At 63.2% G+C, this 16,088-nt stretch carries 11 protein-coding genes and 1 rRNA gene (1 of these 12 cut by a window edge); 3 read left to right on the top strand and 9 right to left on the bottom strand.

Features of this window, described 5'->3' with window-relative positions; genetic code table 11:
* A 16S ribosomal RNA gene (locus tag FJ970_RS08175) occupies window positions 1-10 on the bottom strand (it extends 1,479 nt beyond the left edge of the window).
* Between the two features lie 782 nt (window positions 11-792).
* Between FJ970_RS08175 and FJ970_RS08170 the strand changes: the two genes are divergently transcribed.
* The gene (locus tag FJ970_RS08170; RefSeq protein ID WP_181178197.1) at window positions 793-2,763 is read left to right on the top strand and encodes a M23 family metallopeptidase; all 1,971 of its coding nucleotides are present in this window, start codon (window positions 793-795) and stop codon (window positions 2,761-2,763) included.
* 3 nt (window positions 2,764-2,766) lie between these two features.
* On the opposite strand, the gene FJ970_RS08165 is transcribed toward FJ970_RS08170, so the two are convergent.
* Window positions 2,767-4,332, bottom strand: a complete 1,566-nt coding sequence (locus tag FJ970_RS08165) for an MFS transporter (protein ID WP_140754174.1) — start codon at window positions 4,330-4,332, stop codon at window positions 2,767-2,769.
* Window positions 4,333-4,483: 151 nt separating this feature from the next.
* Between FJ970_RS08165 and FJ970_RS08160 the strand changes: the two genes are divergently transcribed.
* Together FJ970_RS08160 and FJ970_RS08155 are read left to right on the top strand one after the other, a co-directional pair.
* Window positions 4,484-5,116 (top strand): TMEM175 family protein, encoded by a 633-nt coding sequence (locus FJ970_RS08160; protein WP_140754176.1) that lies wholly within the window; start codon window positions 4,484-4,486, stop codon window positions 5,114-5,116.
* A gap of 123 nt (window positions 5,117-5,239) precedes the next feature.
* Window positions 5,240-5,464, top strand: coding sequence for a hypothetical protein (locus tag FJ970_RS08155; RefSeq protein ID WP_140754178.1), 225 nt, complete (start codon window positions 5,240-5,242; stop codon window positions 5,462-5,464).
* A gap of 57 nt (window positions 5,465-5,521) precedes the next feature.
* On the opposite strand, the gene FJ970_RS08150 is transcribed toward FJ970_RS08155, so the two are convergent.
* The 7 genes from FJ970_RS08150 to ptsP form a co-directional block, all read right to left on the bottom strand.
* A complete protein-coding gene (locus FJ970_RS08150; protein WP_140754180.1) occupies window positions 5,522-7,006 on the bottom strand; it encodes a L,D-transpeptidase family protein in 1,485 nt (494 codons plus the stop codon).
* Between the two features lie 150 nt (window positions 7,007-7,156).
* On the bottom strand, window positions 7,157-7,522 hold the full coding sequence (locus tag FJ970_RS08145) for an MmcQ/YjbR family DNA-binding protein (protein WP_140754182.1): 366 nt from the start codon (window positions 7,520-7,522) through the stop codon (window positions 7,157-7,159).
* Between the two features lie 137 nt (window positions 7,523-7,659).
* Window positions 7,660-10,266: an ATP-dependent chaperone ClpB gene (gene clpB, locus FJ970_RS08140; RefSeq protein ID WP_140754184.1), complete on the bottom strand. Its 2,607-nt coding sequence runs from the start codon at window positions 10,264-10,266 to the stop codon at window positions 7,660-7,662.
* 220 nt (window positions 10,267-10,486) lie between these two features.
* Window positions 10,487-11,482, bottom strand: a complete 996-nt coding sequence (locus FJ970_RS08135) for a DUF4167 domain-containing protein (RefSeq protein WP_140754186.1) — start codon at window positions 11,480-11,482, stop codon at window positions 10,487-10,489.
* 302 nt (window positions 11,483-11,784) lie between these two features.
* Window positions 11,785-12,663 carry a peptide chain release factor N(5)-glutamine methyltransferase gene (prmC, locus tag FJ970_RS08130; RefSeq protein ID WP_140754188.1) on the bottom strand — a complete coding sequence of 293 codons (879 nt, stop codon included), beginning with the start codon at window positions 12,661-12,663 and terminating at the stop codon, window positions 11,785-11,787.
* Window positions 12,656-13,735 carry a peptide chain release factor 1 gene (gene prfA, locus FJ970_RS08125; RefSeq protein WP_140754190.1) on the bottom strand — a complete coding sequence of 360 codons (1,080 nt, stop codon included), beginning with the start codon at window positions 13,733-13,735 and terminating at the stop codon, window positions 12,656-12,658. The genes prmC and prfA overlap by 8 nt, the downstream gene beginning before the upstream one ends.
* 9 nt (window positions 13,736-13,744) lie before the next feature.
* The gene (ptsP, locus tag FJ970_RS08120; protein WP_140754192.1) at window positions 13,745-16,015 is read right to left on the bottom strand and encodes a phosphoenolpyruvate--protein phosphotransferase; all 2,271 of its coding nucleotides are present in this window, start codon (window positions 16,013-16,015) and stop codon (window positions 13,745-13,747) included.
* Window positions 16,016-16,088 lie beyond the last annotated feature (73 nt).

The following is a 16,088-nucleotide window of genomic DNA, read 5'->3' as shown; positions in this document are numbered from 1 at the left end:
TCTCAAGTTTAGTAAGACTTTGATTTGGCTTATTTGGTCACGCATGAATCGACGAGAACATTCACACCTAGATACTTGCGTATCTTGGTAGACTTATTCTCACGAAACGTGATCCGCCAAAGTCTCGTTCGAACCAATTACCCCTGGCGGAGTAAGAGGCTCAGCAGGACTCTGCCGCCCACGTTTCTCTTTCTTCATTATTCAATTGTCAAAGAACAGACACCGCAAACGCAGTGTCGTGGCCCGTTTCGCTCTTGGCTCCGGGGCCGTCCGAGTGTCGCTTACGCGGCTCTCTTGAATTTCGCTGAGGGCAGTCTTAGAAGCAAACTTCTTCGTCGCCAGCGGCGCACCGCCCTCGTTCGTGAGGCGTATATAGTCGCCACCCCGACAAACTGTCAACACCGCTTTCTCAAGTTTTTGAACTTTTTACGACAGAAATTTCGAGCGGGTCCTGTCGATAGCCGACTGCCGTAGGGGAACTGGGCACAACAGGAGGAGGAGGCACGAAGGAGCCCTATTGCCGCCGCATTGCCGTTCGACACCAAGGCCAACAAAGAGGCGCGAGCACAGCCGTGCAATGGCCTCTTTATGAGCCTCGTAAGGAAGCGCGCGACAAGCCTCATCGACAAAGGCACACCGCCCGCTTTTCACAGCGCTCTATAAGAGAAGTGCACGAGGGGAATTCGACCGGGGCCTGAGGCTTCGTTGACTTAACCTGCCGTGACAGGCAAATGTCATGGCCACAACAAAAGCGACAAGCCGTTCCGCCCGGGGAAGAAGCAGCCTTTCTGGATGCCAGATACGGAAGATGTCATAGCCGAACTCGGCAATGAGCCGCCGCTTATCGCGGACGGTCGCAGCGGCCCGCCCGATCGGCGCGAGGTTTCTGCGCGCTGGCTATCGGGTACATTCCTCACTGGCGTGACCTCGAGCGTTCTGATGGGCGTCGCTCTGTTTGCCGCGCTTGACGGGCGCCAGCAACTGGCGACCCCACCCGAGATAGCGGAACTGATCGGCCTCGCCAGCAATGGCGATTCCGGCGAAGTGGCAAAAACGACCAGACTGGTGGCGCCGCGTCAGATCGCCAAGGCCAAGGACCGTCGTCGCATGGAAGTGTCGATGGTCACCAAGGTCGGCGACCGCGATGTCATCCACACCATGCCTTTCGTGCAGATCAAGATGGCACTCGCCGCCGGCCACACCACCAGCCGGCCCTACCCGCCTTTCGACCCGATGCAAGTGTTCGGCGACGACGGCGACGATACATCGGCGCAACCGGCGACGGCCTCGGCCGCTTCCGGCCAGATCTACGGCGCCAAGGTCGAAAGCGAAATGAGCCTGAAGACCGTCGACTTCCCGATCGAGACGGCTTCCTTCGACGAAAAGAGCGACCTGTCCGCCGACGAGGTGGAAAAGGTGGTGCGCGAAGCCGGCACCGACCTCAGCGACGGCGCCGTGCAGGTGGCTTCACTCCATTATGTCGATCCGCAGCGATTCGGCGAAGCTTTTGCCGAGAGCATGGCCGGCTCCTATGATGTGAAGATCGTGCCGGAAAACGTCTCCGTGTCGCCGCGCGCCAACGCAGACGACAAGGCGCCGGCTTTCGCCGAGGAAATCATCCCCTTCACCAAAGACACCGACCTCACCGAGGCCTTTGCCGACTCGGGCTATACGGGCGACGATGCCACCGGCATGGCCGAAGCGATCGCCAAGCTGCTCAACGCGCCGGCGCTCAAGGCCGGAACCGTACTGCGCGTCGGTCTCGAGGTTCATGGCGACGCCGCCAAGGTCGTGCGCACCAGCGTCTACGACAAGACCACGCACATCGTGACCATCGCACTCGACGACCGCGGCCAGTACGTGCCGGCGCAGGAGCCGGAGCCCAATCCCGAATTGCTGACGGCGTTCGATGATTCGTCGGCGCCGGTGGTGGTGCGTGGCAATCTGCCCAACGTCTATGACGGAATCTACCGCGCCGCCTATTCCTACGGCATGTCCAAGGCGATGACCCAGCGGCTGATCAAGCTCCTGGCGTCCGATGTCGACTTTCAGTCCCGACTCAATCCCTCCGACCGCCTTGAAGTGCTGTTCTCGCAGCCTGATGGCGACGACCAGACGTCGGACAATTCCGAGCTTCTCTATGTCTCGGCGACCTTCGGTGGCACGACGCGCAATTTCTACCGCTTCCAGATGCAGGACGGCAGCACGGACTATTTCGACGAGGACGGCTCGAGCGCTAGGCAGTTCCTGCTGCGCAATCCGCTGCCCGCCGGAAAATTCCGCTCCGGCTTCGGCGCCCGCAAGCATCCGATCCTCGGCTATGTCCGCATGCACACCGGCGTCGACTGGGCAGCTCCGATCGGCACGCCGATCATCGCCGCCGGCAATGGCGTCATCGAGAAGGTCGGCTGGGCCGGCGGCTATGGCAAGCAGATCATCATTCGCCATGCCAATGGCTACGAGACCTCGTACAATCACCAGAGCGCCTTTGCCAAAGGTATGGAGCCCGGCGTGCACGTGCGTCAGGGCCAGACCATCGGCTATCTCGGCCAGACCGGCCTCGCCACTGGCCCGCACCTCCACTACGAACTGATCGTCAACGGCACCAAGGTCGATCCGATGCGTGTGCGTCTGCCGGTCGGCAAGGTGCTGAAGGGCGACGATCTCGTCGCCTTCAAGCGCGAGCGCGAGCGCATCGACGATCTGCTGAAACAGGAAGATGGCAATTCGCTGAAGGTCGCCAGCGCCAAGATCGAAGGCTGAGTCTCAGCCTTCGTCCTGCCGAGGTTCGGCGCGCCGCGACCACGGCAGCGCTTCGCCGGAAATCGTCGTCCATGCAACGACAGCGGAAAGTAGGCACAGCAGCGCCGTCACCGAGGAGACGGCGGAAAAAGCCGCGTCGCTGGCGGCGATCCTCGTCGCATCGAGTGCCGGCGAAAGTCCTGCTGGTGGCAGTTCGCCGAAACCAGGCACGCCGGGCGCGGCATTTGCCTCCAGGGCATAGGCGTAGATCCAGGCAGCAAGCGACCCCATCGCCGCCACCGCGATCAGACCGCCGATGCGTGAGACGGCGTTGTTGATGCCGGAAGCCGCGCCGGTGTCCTTGTCTTCCACCGCCGTCATGATCGCGGTCGACAATGGCGACACGACCAACGCCATGCCGAGTCCCATCAGCGCCATCAGGGGGAAGATGCCAGTCCAGAAATGGTGAAAGCCGGCATGAGCGAGCAAGGCAAGCCCGGCGAAGGCAATCGCCACGATCAGGCTGCCGCAGGCAATCGGAAAACGCGGCCCGATCCGGTCCGACAGCTTGCCGACGGGTCCAGACAAAAGCGCGATCGCTGCGGACAGTGGCAGGAAGATGAAGCCGACCTCGGCCGAGCTCAGCCCCCAGCCGGCGATCAGCAGCATCGGCAGGTAAAAAAGGTTGGCCGACAGCGCGAAATAGAGGAAGAAAGTCGCGACATTGGCGCCTGCGAAAGCACCGATACGAAACAGGCTGAGGTCGATCATCGGCTCGCGCTGCCACCGCTCGAACAGGATGAAGACGACAAGCAGCACGGCGCCGGCGGCAATGCTTGGACCGGCCATTCGGCTCTCGCCGCTGGCGCTCATCGAAGTCAGCCCATAGGCGAGCGCGCCGAAGGCCAGCGTCGCAAGCGCACCACCGGCAAGGTCGAGGCTGCGTTCCTCCGTCGGCGCATCGGCCGGAATCTTGGCGAGCAGTAGATAGATCGAGATCAGGCCGAGCGGCAGGTTGACCGCAAAGATCGCCCGCCAGATGCCATCGCCGAAAGCCGACAGCACCAAGCCGCCGAGCACGGGGCCGAGAGCGGTGGTCAGCGCCGAGGCCGCCGCCCAGATGCCGATCGCGCGGCCGCGTTCCTTCTTGGGATAGGCCTTGGCAATGATGGCGAGACTACCTGGCACCATGATCGCGGCACCGATGCCCTGGAGCGCGCGAAACGCGATCAGCACGACAGCGTTCGGCGACAGCGCGCAGGCAAGCGAGGTGGCGACGAACAGCGCAATGCCAGCAACGAAGGCTCGGCGCAGCCCGAACCGGTCGCCCGCGGCACCGCCGGCGAGGATTAGCGCCGAGAGCGTCAGCGCGTAGGCATTGGAAATCCACTGTGCCTCGACAAGGCTGGCGCCGAGGTCGACGCGGATCGCCGGCATGGCGATCGCCAGGATCGATCCGTCGATGAAGCCGAGCGCCGAGGCCAGGATCGCCGCGATCAACACATAACGCCGCTGCGATTGCGGGCAGAACGTGCCGTTCGCGACCGATGCGGTCAGCGGAATGGCGGCGGCTTTATCGGGTGAATGCATGCCATCCTAATTAGATTGCCGGCGCGCCGGTAACAACCAGCCAGAGGCTTGTTGTCCTTGAAACCAGCCATATTGCCAGGGATCGCATCTGCCCCGATGCAAACCGCGGCAGTCATGCTAGTTTCCCAGGAGCCGCGGGCAGGAGAAATCGATGAAGCGTCCACTCGAAGCATCGGTTGAAGGGCGCGGCCGTATTGTCGGTATCACCGATGGCGTGTTCGCCATCGCACTCACACTGATCGTGCTCGAGATCAGGGTGCCGGCACATGAGGCCATCCATTCCGAACACGATCTTCTCGTCGCCGTCGCGGCATTGGCGCCCCGCTTCCTCACCTATGCCTTGAGCTTCCTGACCCTGACCATCTTCTGGTTCGGCCAACAGGCGCAGCATGGTTTGATCGCCAAATCCGACAGACGGCTGGCCACGCTGAACCTGTGCTTTCTCGCCTTCATCGCGCTGTTGCCGTTCTCCACCGATCTGCTGGCCGATTTCCTCGAATTCCGGACCGCGGTGCTGGTTTACTGGCTGAACCTGCTGATGCTCGGCATCACGCTGTTCGCCAGTTGGCACTATGCGGTGAAGTGCGGCTTTGTCGCGGAAGATGTCGGCGCGGAAACGAAACGCACGGTCTACCTGCGCATCGTCAAGGCGCAGATCCTGTGGGCTGTCGGTGCCGCACTTTGCCTGATCACGCCGCTGCTGAGCGTCGGCTTCATTCTGGTGATGCAGTTGATCTACGCGGCAACGCCCAATGTGAAGTGGGTGCGCAGGATCATTGGTTGAGGCGCGGCGGGAGCTGCACGCCCCTCTTACGGTCTGTGGCTTTTGATTTTGCCGATTGTTATCTATTCCTGAGGTATTGATCGCGCCGGAGGATCATGAATGTCGTGGCACATGGAGAAAACGATGGCGACGGCAATTCTTCTGACTGTATTGATTCCACTTTGCTTCTATTGGGTCAGATATGGACTGCCGATTTTGGCACTTGCCCTTAAGTCCGGAATTATGAAGGCGCGCGGCAGAATTTATCTGCAAGATATGGATCCGCTGCAATTTTGGGTTGGAGTGATGTTTCACCTCATGGGCGTGGTCCTTCCGCCCGTCTGTCTCGCAGCTTTGCTATTGGGGTAGCTTAGTCCGAGTGATTGCAGCAGCCCCAAGAACTGCTCCACCAAATCACACGAGCGATTATTCGACAAACTCCACCGGCACGCCCGGCGACACCAGCTTGGCCAGTTCGCGTGCATCCCAGTTGGTCAGACGCACGCAGCCATGGCTTTCGGTCTTGCCGATCTTCGACGGCTCCGGCGTGCCGTGGATGCCGTAGGTCGGCTTGTCCAGGGCGATCCACACCGATCCAACCGGACCATTGGGCCCAGGCGGAATGGTCAGGATCTTGTTGTTTTCGCCCTGCTTGAAGTTGATGTTGGGATTATAGGTGTAGTTCGGATCGAGCGCGACACGGGAAACGGCATGGATGCCGGTCGGGGACGGCGTGTCCGATGAGCCGATGGTGGCGGGATAGGCCGCGACCAGCTTGCCCGACGCGTCATAGGCGAAGACTTCCTTCTTGCCCTTGTCGGCGACGATGCGGGCAACCGGCGTCGAGACCAGCCTGCCGAAATTGGCGACCTTGATGATCGTGCCGGGGCGGTTGAAGTCGAGGCCCTTGTTGATCGACTTCAGATAGTTCTCGTCCATGTGGAAGCGCTCCGCCAGCGCCTCGGTGACAGAGGTATAGCCCATGCGGTCGAGCTGCGCCTTCTGGCTGTAGTCTTCCGGTATCGACGCGACATAGGGACCGGCTGCATCCTCTGCCGTGATGGTATAGTTGGCGAACGCGTCGCCGCCGGATTGCGAGAGTGCCGACTGGATGCCGACCGCATCGGTCGATTTGAGGCTGCTGCCGTTGATCTGGTTGTAGGCCGCCAGCGCCTTGTCGACATTCGAACCGAAGCGTCCGTCGATGACGCCAGGCGAAGCACCACCCCGGTCGAGCAGCACCTGCAGTGCCGCGACATCCTGGCGTGCGCCCAGCGAAAGCGACGGATCGACCGACGTCTTGCCGCCAACATTTGGCGGCAGTCCCGCCTGGTCGGAGGGCTCCGCCTCTTCCGTCGGGACTGCCGGCTGGAGAGGGTTTATCGACGCCTCGTTCAGCGGCTGGCGCTGGATGGTGTGCGGCTGCGGCGCATCGGGATAGCTGTTGTCGTAGTTGCCGTCGTCCTGCGGCGCCGGCGGATAGGCATCGACGGAATTGTTGCTGTCAGGAACATATTCGTCGGCTGGCGGCGGGATGACCCGTCCTTCCTCTTCCAACTGCTTGCGGCGGAAGCGGGCCATGTCCTGGGGATCGTCGAGATAATAGCGGTCATCGCCGGCGGGGGGACGGCCTAGTTGACGCAGCCTTGTCTCGCGGCGTAGCGCGCGGCGGTCAAGCCGTGTCTGCGGCGGCTGGATAGCGATTACCTTGCCGGTATCCGCATCGACGATGACGCGATTGCCCCTGGCGTCGTAGTAAATATCGAGATTGCCGTCCTGGGCGAGCAGAATGCCGCCGCCCTCGGCCGTGCGGACAGGCTGGGCAGCGCCGTCATGCGTCGGCGCCGCGAACGCGTTGGAAAACACCAGTCCCGCAACAAGCGCCGAAAGGGTGAAGATAGTGCGCAGCATAGTGGCGAAACTCTCCGGTCCGTATGTGCCGCCGCCCGGCATTGTGCAGTTCGGCGAACCCCTTCGCCAGCAAACCAGTTGCCCACCATATGGTTCCAACATGAACCGGGCATGAAGATGGCGGTTTTCCAACGCATCGAGGAATATCAGCTAGCCTGCCGCCAAGCCCAATTCCTTGCGCGCCTGCTTCGTCAGCTTCAGGGCAACCAGGCGATGACTCTCGCGCAAATAGTCCTTCAGTGCACCATCATCCATGCTCTGGCTTGTCTGACGCTGGATCCACTTCATGCCGCGGGAGGCAAGATAAGGCGCGGGCCGCAGGCCTGGCTGCTCCTTGAGCACGTCATAGGCGATGTCGGAACATTTGAAGGTGACGAAGAGCTGCCGACCCTCATCCCAGCCACCGATCGCGAACACCTTGGTCCCGACCTTCCAGACATGGGCGCCGCCCCATTGCACCACGTGGTTCGTTGCAGGCAGCGAGGCGCAGAAGCCGTTGTAATCGTCCAGCGTCATCCGGGCTCCTGTGACATGAAAACGCCGCGTGCCCACACTGGGCACGCGGCACTCTAAAGCGCGGCGCGCTGTAGATCTTTGGTTTAATGCATGTCGTCGTCCCAAAACCGAGGTCGCTTTTGGGCAACATGCACCGATCAGGCCGCCGCCTCGGCCGCCACGATCGTCGGCTTGGAGCGGAAATTCAGTCGGTCGGAACCGGCCGTGACCTTGACCGTCGAGCCGTCCAGGATCTCGCCGAGCAGGATCTTTTCCGCCAACGGATCCTGCAGCTCCTTCTGCATCACCCGCTTCAGCGGCCGGGCACCATAAGCGGGGTCGTAACCCTTGGCCGCCAGCCACTCGATCGCCTCGGGATCCAGGGACAGCGTGATCTTGCGATCAGTCAGCAGGCTCTCCAGCCGCTTGAGCTGGATCTCGACGATACGGTCCATGTCCTTGCGGCGCAGCCGGTGGAACAGAATGACCTCGTCGACCCGATTGAGGAACTCCGGCCGGAACGATGCCCTGACCACGCCCATCACTTCGTCACGCACGGCGTCGACATCCTGGTCCTCGCCGAGATTGACCAGATATTCGGCGCCGAGATTCGACGTCATGATGATCAGCGTGTTGCGAAAATCGACCGTGCGGCCCTGGCCGTCGGTGAGCCGGCCGTCATCGAGCACCTGCAACAGAACGTTGAACACATCGGGATGCGCCTTCTCGATCTCGTCGAACAGCACCACCTGATAGGGCCGGCGCCGCACCGCTTCGGTCAGCGCACCGCCTTCCTCATAGCCGACATAGCCGGGAGGCGCGCCGATCAGCCGGGCGACGGAGTGCTTCTCCATGTACTCGGACATGTCGAGGCGCACCAGCGCCGTCTCATCGTCGAACAGGAAGTTGGCCAAAGCCTTGGTCAACTCCGTCTTGCCGACGCCGGTGGGCCCGAGGAACATGAACGAGCCGATCGGCCGGTTCGGATCCTGCAGGCCCGCGCGGGCACGCCGCACCGCCTTGGAAACCGCCTGCACCGCCTCGCCCTGGCCGACGACACGCTTGCCGATCTCGTCTTCCATGCGCAACAGCTTGTCGCGCTCGCCCTGCAGCATCTTGTCGACCGGAATGCCGGTCCAGCGCGACACGATATGGGCGACGTGGTCGGGTGTGACCACTTCCTCGACCATGCCGGCCTTGCCGTCCTGGGCCTCGGCCGCCTTCAGCTTCTTTTCCAGTTCCGGAATCTTGCCATAGGCAAGCTCGCCGGCGCGCTGGAACTCACCCTTGCGCTGGGCAATGGCAAGGTCGTTACGCGCCTCGTCGAGCTGCTTCTTCAAATCGGCCGCAAGCCCAAGCTTCTGCTTCTCGGCCTGCCACTTCGACGTAATCTCGGTCGATTCTTCCTCCAGGCCGACAAGTTCCTTTTCCAGGCGGGCGAGCCGGTCCTTCGAGGCTTCGTCCGTCTCGACCTTCAGCGCCTCGCGCTCGATCTTGAGCTGCATGATGCGGCGGTCGATCTCGTCCAGCGCCTCAGGCTTGGAATCGACCTGCATGCGAAGCCGCGAGGCGGCTTCGTCGACCAGGTCGATCGCCTTGTCCGGAAGGAAGCGGTCGGCGATGTAGCGGTTGGACAGCGTCGCCGCCGCCACCAGCGCCGAATCGGAGATACGCACCTTGTGGTGCTGCTCGTACTTCTCCTTCAGGCCGCGCAGGATCGAGACCGTGTCCTCCACCGTCGGCTCGTCGACGAAGACGGGCTGGAAACGGCGGGCAAGGGCGGGATCCTTCTCGACATGCTTGCGGTATTCATCGAGCGTGGTGGCGCCGACGCAGTGCAGTTCGCCGCGCGCCAGGGCAGGCTTCAGGAGGTTCGACGCATCCATGGCGCCGTCCGCCTTGCCGGCGCCGACCAGTGTGTGCATCTCGTCGATGAACAGGATGATGTTGCCACTGGCCGAGGTGACTTCGGAGAGCACGGCCTTCAGCCGCTCCTCGAATTCGCCGCGATATTTGGCACCGGCGATCAGCGCGCCCATGTCGAGCGCCATCAGTTGCTTGTCCTTCAGCGATTCCGGCACGTCGCCATTGACGATGCGCAGCGCCAGGCCTTCGGCGATCGCCGTCTTGCCGACGCCCGGCTCGCCGATCAGAACCGGGTTGTTCTTGGTGCGGCGCGACAGCACCTGAATGGTGCGGCGGATCTCGTCGTCGCGGCCGATGACCGGATCGAGCTTGCCCGCGCGTGCGTCCGCGGTGAGGTCGCGCGCGTATTTCTTCAGCGCGTCATAGCCTTGTTCGGCACTCGCCGAATCGGCGGTGCGCCCCTTGCGGACGTCGTTGATGACCTGGTTCAGCGCCTGTGCGGTGACGCCGGCCTTGGCCAGGATTTCGGCCGTCTTTGCCGATTTCTCCATGGCAAGCGCCTGCAGCAGCCGCTCGACGGTGACAAAACTGTCACCGGCCTTCTTGGCCAGGTCCTCTGCGGTCGAGAACACCTTGGCCAGCGGCTGCGCCAGATAGAGCTGGCCATTGCCACCCTCCACCTTGGGCATCGCCTCGAGCGCCGTCTCGACGCCGAGTTTGACGTCACGGACATTGCCGCCGGCACGCTCGATCAGCGACGCGGCCAGACCCTCGTCATCGTCGACGAGGACTTTCAGAATGTGTTCGGGAGTGAATTGCTGGTGGTTCCGGGAGAGCGCCATCGTCTGCGCGGACTGGATAAAGCCGCGCACGCGCTCGGAGTATTTCTCAAGGTTCATATTTGTCTCCTTCCATCACCGGCCCGCTTTGCGGCACCGGATCAGATTGCGGTGACGGATCCGCCCATTCGAGCCGGATCCTGTTCAGGCCAGATATGGTGCATAGGACGGGGTGTCTCAAGACGCCTTGATGTCGGTCAATCCATATTATTCCCCGAGCATCCCAACCAAAACGGCGGAGATTGCTCCCCGCCGTTCGATGTCCTGCAGTGCCGCTCGATCAGTTGTCGATGTCGGCGATCACGGGTTCAGCGCTACCGCTTTCGCCCGGAGCCGCGGTCGTCTCACCGGCATCCGCATTGTCGCTGCCGCCCTCGACCTGATCGGGATTGGCTCGCGGACGGCGCGGGCGCCGTGGACGGCGGGCCGCACCGCTCTCGGCGGCCGCCTCATTGAGTTCGGCCTGGGCGGCCAGACCGGCTGGCGAGAAATTCTCGAACCGTGGAGCCGGCTCTGCTGCCGCGACAGTCTCGGACGGTGAAGCGGGCACTGCCTGGACTTCTGTCTGCCCCGAGGCCTCGTTGCGCTGCTGCTGGCCGCCCTGTTCGGCTGAAGAAGCATAGTCGCGCTGGCTGTTTTGGCCGTAGCCGCCGTTAGGGCGGCGATCGCGATGACGCCCGCCATCGCGGCCGCCATTGTTGCGCCCGCCACCGTCACGCCCGCCACCGTCACGGTTGTCGCGACCGCTTTCCCGGTTCAGCGCAACTTCCGCCGGCATGCCCTCGATCACTGGCTGCGGGCCGGCGCCATGGTTGACCACCGGAATTTGCGGATCGGAACCGGCGTTGCCGCTGCTATTGCCCGCCCCGCTATTGCCAGCTCCGCTGTTGCCGGCCCCGCTGTTGCCGGCATTGTCGAACTCGTCGCGATCCTCATCGCCGTCCTCATCGAACTCGTCGCGCGACTGCTGGACGTTCTGGATCGGCATCTGCGCCTGTGCGGCGGCAATGATGCGGTTGTAGTGTTCGGCGTGCTGGAGGTAGTTCTCCGCCATCACCCGGTCGCCGGAGCTTTGCGCGTCACGGGCCAGGGTGGCGTATTTTTCGGCGATCTGCTGAGCCGATCCCCGGATCTTCACGTCCGGGCCGTTGCTCTCGTAATTGCGCGTTAGCGGATTCGGGCCCTTGCGGTTGTTGTTGTTGTTATTGTTGTTCCCACCGCCGCCGCCATTGTTGTTGCGACCGCGCATGCGCCTGTTCTGCTGTTGTGGCCTCATTCGACTCTCTTCATTTTGAAATTTTCGAAAAACTCTTCACGAACGGAGGCGCTCATGCAGCCAGCCGTTTCGTTTCTTCACCGGCGTTCGCCCGCATCGATTGCGTTGGCGCCACGTGCCATCCTGTTCCGGTTACATCACTTGCCGGACGATTCCCGCACGAAGCTTGGGCGTCGTTTGCGCAAGAAGGCAGCTATATCCAAGGAAACCGAATCGCTAAGAGCACTGCCTGCTTCGTCTCATCCGGTTAGGCGACCCTAGCCGCATTCCCCGGTATTGCCAAGCGCTTTTTTTGCACTGCGTCAAGACGTTGCCCGCTGAAAAACAAGAACCCTGTCGTTTCCGCCGAGATCGCCAAACACCTCGCCGCCCGCGTAACCGGCCGCGCGAAATATATCGTCGACGTCGTTGCTTTGTGTGTGGCCGATCTCGACCGCAATTCTGCCTTCGGCTTCCAGAAATCTTGCCGCCTCTGCGGCGATGACCCTATAGGGGTTCATCCCATCCACGCCACCATCCAGGGCAACACGCGGGTCGAAATCGCGGACCTCGTCCTGCAGATTTCCAATCTCTTGAGTTGGTATATAGGGAGGGTTTGCGGCAATTACATGGTGCCGCCCGGAAACTTTTTCGAACCAGTCCGATTGGACCGTCGTGAACCGATCGCCGAGCCCGAGCTGCCCGGCATTGCGGGCCGCCATTGCCAGCGCGCCGGCGGAAATGTCGACACCGGTGGCCGTCGCGGCCGGCACGACGCTCAGCAGCGCCAGGGCGATGGCGCCCGTCCCGGTGCCGAGATCGAGGATGCGGCATGCACCCTCCCGCGCGACCATTGCCTTGACGAAGGGCAGCACCGCCTCGACCAGCGTTTCGGTGTCCGGCCGCGGCTCCAGCGTCTCCGGCGACAGCGACAGCCGCAAACCGTAGAATTCGCGATAGCCGAGGATGCGATGCACCGGCTCGCCACCGGCTCGCCGTCTCAGGGCGCCGTCGATCGCGGCGACGGCGCCGCCGTCGATCTTGCGCTCGGGGTCGGCAATGGCCTGCGTGCGCGTCGTGCCGGAATAATGCTCGACGATCAGCCGCGCATCGAGCGCGGCATCATCGATACCGGCCGCGGCAAGCCTGGCCCGCGCCTTCCGCAGCAGCGGCCCCAGCGCCTCGGGCGGATGGTCAGCCATCGAGGCCTATATCGGCCAGCAGCTTCGACTGGTGATCGGCAATCAGCGCATCGATGACTTCATCGAGTTCACCCATCATCACCCGGTCGAGCTTGTAGAGCGTCAGGTTGATGCGATGGTCGGTGACGCGGCCTTGCGGAAAATTATAGGTGCGGATGCGCTCCGAGCGGTCGCCGGAGCCGACCTGCGACTTGCGCGATTCGGAACGCTCCTCGTCCGCCTTGCTGCGCTCCATGTCATAGAGCCGGGCACGCAGGATCTGCATGGCCTTGGCCCGATTCTGGTGCTGCGACTTCTCCGCCTGCACCACCATGATACCGGTCGGCAAATGGGTGATGCGGACCGCGGAATCGGTGGTGTTGACGTGCTGGCCGCCGGAGCCTGAGGCGCGCATCGTGTCGATGCGGATGTCCTCGGCCCTGATGTCGATGTCGACCTCTTCCGCCTCCGGCAGCACGGCGACTGTGGCGGCGGAGGTGTGGATGCGTCCGCTGGCCTCGGTTGCCGGCACACGCTGGACCCGATGCACCCCGGACTCGAATTTCAGATGGGCGAACACACCCTTGCCTGAGATCGTGGCGATGATTTCCTTGAAGCCGCCGGCATCGCCGTCACTCGCCGATACCGTTTCGAACCGCCAGCCGCGTTCGGCGGCGTAGCGCTCATACATACGAAACAGGTCGCCGGCGAAAAGTGCCGCCTCGTCGCCACCGGTGCCGGCGCGGATTTCGAGGATGGCGTTCTTGTCGTCGGCGGCATCCCTGGGCAGGAGCAGGATCTGGATGTCCTTCTGCAGCGCCTCGATGCGCTCCTCGACGCCGGGCAGATCGGCTTCGGCGAGCGCCCGCATCTCGGCGTCGGTGCCCTTGTCGGCGAGCATCGCTTCGAGGTCGGCCTGCTCATGCTCGGCCGAGCGCAATTGCCTGACCTTGGCCACCATGTCCTGCAACTCGGCATATTCGGATGCCATCTTCACATAGGCATCCGGCGCCGGTCCGGCCGACATCTGCGCTTCGAGCATCTCGAAACGCTTGACGACTTGATCCATACGATCGCGGGGCAAATTGACCATGATGACGTGCTACAACGGGATCGAGCGGTCGTCGGCAAAGGCCTGCAGCAACGCTCGCATCGGCAGCCCTTGCGCCGGCGCCATCAGATTGTCGTCGAAGAAAGCCTCCAGTTCCTCCAGCGGCAGCTCGGTCAGCATCGCCTTGACCGGGCCGATCGAGGCTGGCGACATCGAGATCGAGCGGAAACCAAGGCCGATCAGCGCCATCGCCGAGATCGGCTTGCCGGCGAGTTCACCGCACAGGGTGACGGGCGTATGGTTGCGGGCGCCGGCGTCGGCGATCTGCTTGAGCACGCGCAGGAACGGCGCCGACAACGTATCGAAGCGGTTGGCCAGTTGCGTGTTGCCGCGGTCGACCGCCATGACGAACTGGAACAGATCGTTCGACCCGACCGAGACGAAGTCGACCGCCTTCATCAATTCGTCGAGCTGGAACAGAAGCGACGGCACTTCCAGCATGGCGCCCAGCTTGAGACTGGTCGGCAGATGGTGGGCGAAGCGTGAGAGGTGCCGCACCTCGCGGTCGATGATTTCGCGCGCCTGGGCGATCTCGCCAAGCTCGGTCACCATCGGCAGCATCAGCTTAAGCTCGCGCCCGCCGCTGGCCTTGAGCAAGGCGCGGATCTGTGTGCGCAGCAAGCCCGGCCGGTCGAGCGTCAGGCGGATCGCCCGCCAGCCGAGCGCCGGATTCTCTTCCTGGATCGCGCCCTTGAAGTAGGGCAGCACCTTGTCGCCACCGATGTCGATGGTGCGGAAGGTGACCGGCTTGCCGCGCGCGGCCTCGAGCACGTCGCGATAGAGTTTTTCCTGGGCTTCGGCGCGTGGAAAGGTCGAGGCGACCATGAACTGCAGTTCGGTGCGGAACAGGCCAATGCCGGCAGCGCCCGACTCGACCAGCTGCGGCAGGTCGACGGCAAGCCCGGCATTCATCAGCAGATCGACCTGGACACCGTCCCTGGTCGCCGACGGCTTCTTGCGCAGCTCGCGGTAGACCTCCTGGCGGCGCGCCCGGAACCGCACTTTTTCGGCATAGGCGGCTTCGAGATCGGATTGCGGCCGCAGATGGATCGCGCCTTCCTCGCCGTCGACGATGATGGGGTCGCCGTTTTCCGCCATGGAAACGGCGCCCTTCATCTGGCCGGCGACGGGTATTCCCATGGCCCGCGCGACGATGACGACATGGCTGGTCGCCGCGCCATCCTCGAGCACCAGGCCGCGCAGCTTGTCGCGGGGATAGTCGAGCAGTTCAGCGGCGCCCATCGAGCGGGCGACGATGATGGCGTCCTTCGGCAGCGAGGCGGCGACATCCTCGGGTCCACGTCCCATCAGCTGGCGCAACAGCCGGTTGGCGAGATCGTCGAAATCGCTCATCCGCTCGCGCAGATAGGGATCGGTCATGTGCAGCATGCGGGCGCGCATGTCGCTCTGCACCTTTTCCACCGCCGCTTCCGCTGTCAGGCCGTTGCGGATCGCCTCTTCCAGGCGCCGTACCCAGCCGCGGTCGTTGGCGAACATCCGGTAGGCCTCCAGCACCTGGCGATGCTCGCCCTCGAAGGCGACATCGCGGCGCTCCAGCATGTCGTCGATCGAGAGCCTGAGCGAACCGAGCGAGGCTTCGAGCCGCCGGACCTCTTCCTCGCTGTCCTCGTTGAACAAATTGGTGACGACGATGCGCGGCTCGTGCAGCACGACATGGCCAAGCCCGACGCCGTCGTTGAAAGACAGGCCGGTGAAGCTCACGGGCCGGCGCAGGTCGAGTTCGAGGCCAGGCCGGGTCAGCCGCGCCAGATCGCCGGTGGCGATCATCTCGGCGATGACCATGGCGGTGGTTTCCAGCGCCTCGACCTCGTCGTCGCGGTAATGGCGCATGGTCTTGTTCTGGACGACCAGGACGCCCAGCGTGCGCCCTGCCCGCAGCACCGGGACGCCGAGGAAGGAATTGTAGATCTCCTCCCCGGTCTCCGGCAGGTAGGCGAAGGCCGGGTGTTCCTGCGCGTTGGACAGGTTGAGCGGCCTGGCACTTGCCGCGATCGTGCCGACCAGGCCTTGCCCCAGCCGCAGCTGCGCCAGGTGGACGGCGTTCGGGTTCAGACCTTCGGTGGCGTAGAGTTCGAGCACCGAATCGGCGCGCAACACGTAGAGCGAGCACACTTCGGCGACCATATTGGAGGCGATGTCGCGCACGATACGGTCAAGCCGCTCCTGCGGCTCCAGCGGCTCCTGCATGAGCTCGCGGAGCCGCTTCAGCAAAACGCGCGGGCCGCTGGCCTGGTCACGCATCGCGGCTTCTTCTCCAATGAAACACCTGCCGGCGCAGTTTCCGCCGCGGCCGGCATGCACGCAACAACTGATT

Source organism: Mesorhizobium sp. B2-1-8 (assembly GCF_006442545.2).
GTDB lineage: Bacteria > Pseudomonadota > Alphaproteobacteria > Rhizobiales > Rhizobiaceae > Mesorhizobium.
This window is presented reverse-complemented; position numbering and strand designations above follow the sequence as displayed.

Excerpts from the sequence above, each read along its gene's own strand:
- FJ970_RS08170 (WP_181178197.1), top strand. The coding sequence starts at position 793 with ATGCCAGATACGGAAGATGTCATAGCCGAACTCGGCAATGAGCCGCCG.
- FJ970_RS08165 (WP_140754174.1), bottom strand. The coding sequence starts at position 4,332 with ATGCATTCACCCGATAAAGCCGCCGCCATTCCGCTGACCGCATCGGTC.
- FJ970_RS08160 (WP_140754176.1), top strand. The coding sequence starts at position 4,484 with ATGAAGCGTCCACTCGAAGCATCGGTTGAAGGGCGCGGCCGTATTGTC.
- FJ970_RS08155 (WP_140754178.1), top strand. The coding sequence starts at position 5,240 with ATGGCGACGGCAATTCTTCTGACTGTATTGATTCCACTTTGCTTCTAT.
- FJ970_RS08150 (WP_140754180.1), bottom strand. The coding sequence starts at position 7,006 with ATGCTGCGCACTATCTTCACCCTTTCGGCGCTTGTTGCGGGACTGGTG.
- FJ970_RS08145 (WP_140754182.1), bottom strand. The coding sequence starts at position 7,522 with ATGACGCTGGACGATTACAACGGCTTCTGCGCCTCGCTGCCTGCAACG.
- clpB (WP_140754184.1), bottom strand. The coding sequence starts at position 10,266 with ATGAACCTTGAGAAATACTCCGAGCGCGTGCGCGGCTTTATCCAGTCC.
- FJ970_RS08135 (WP_140754186.1), bottom strand. The coding sequence starts at position 11,482 with ATGAGGCCACAACAGCAGAACAGGCGCATGCGCGGTCGCAACAACAAT.
- prmC (WP_140754188.1), bottom strand. The coding sequence starts at position 12,663 with ATGGCTGACCATCCGCCCGAGGCGCTGGGGCCGCTGCTGCGGAAGGCG.
- prfA (WP_140754190.1), bottom strand. The coding sequence starts at position 13,735 with ATGGTCAATTTGCCCCGCGATCGTATGGATCAAGTCGTCAAGCGTTTC.
- ptsP (WP_140754192.1), bottom strand. The coding sequence starts at position 16,015 with ATGCGTGACCAGGCCAGCGGCCCGCGCGTTTTGCTGAAGCGGCTCCGC.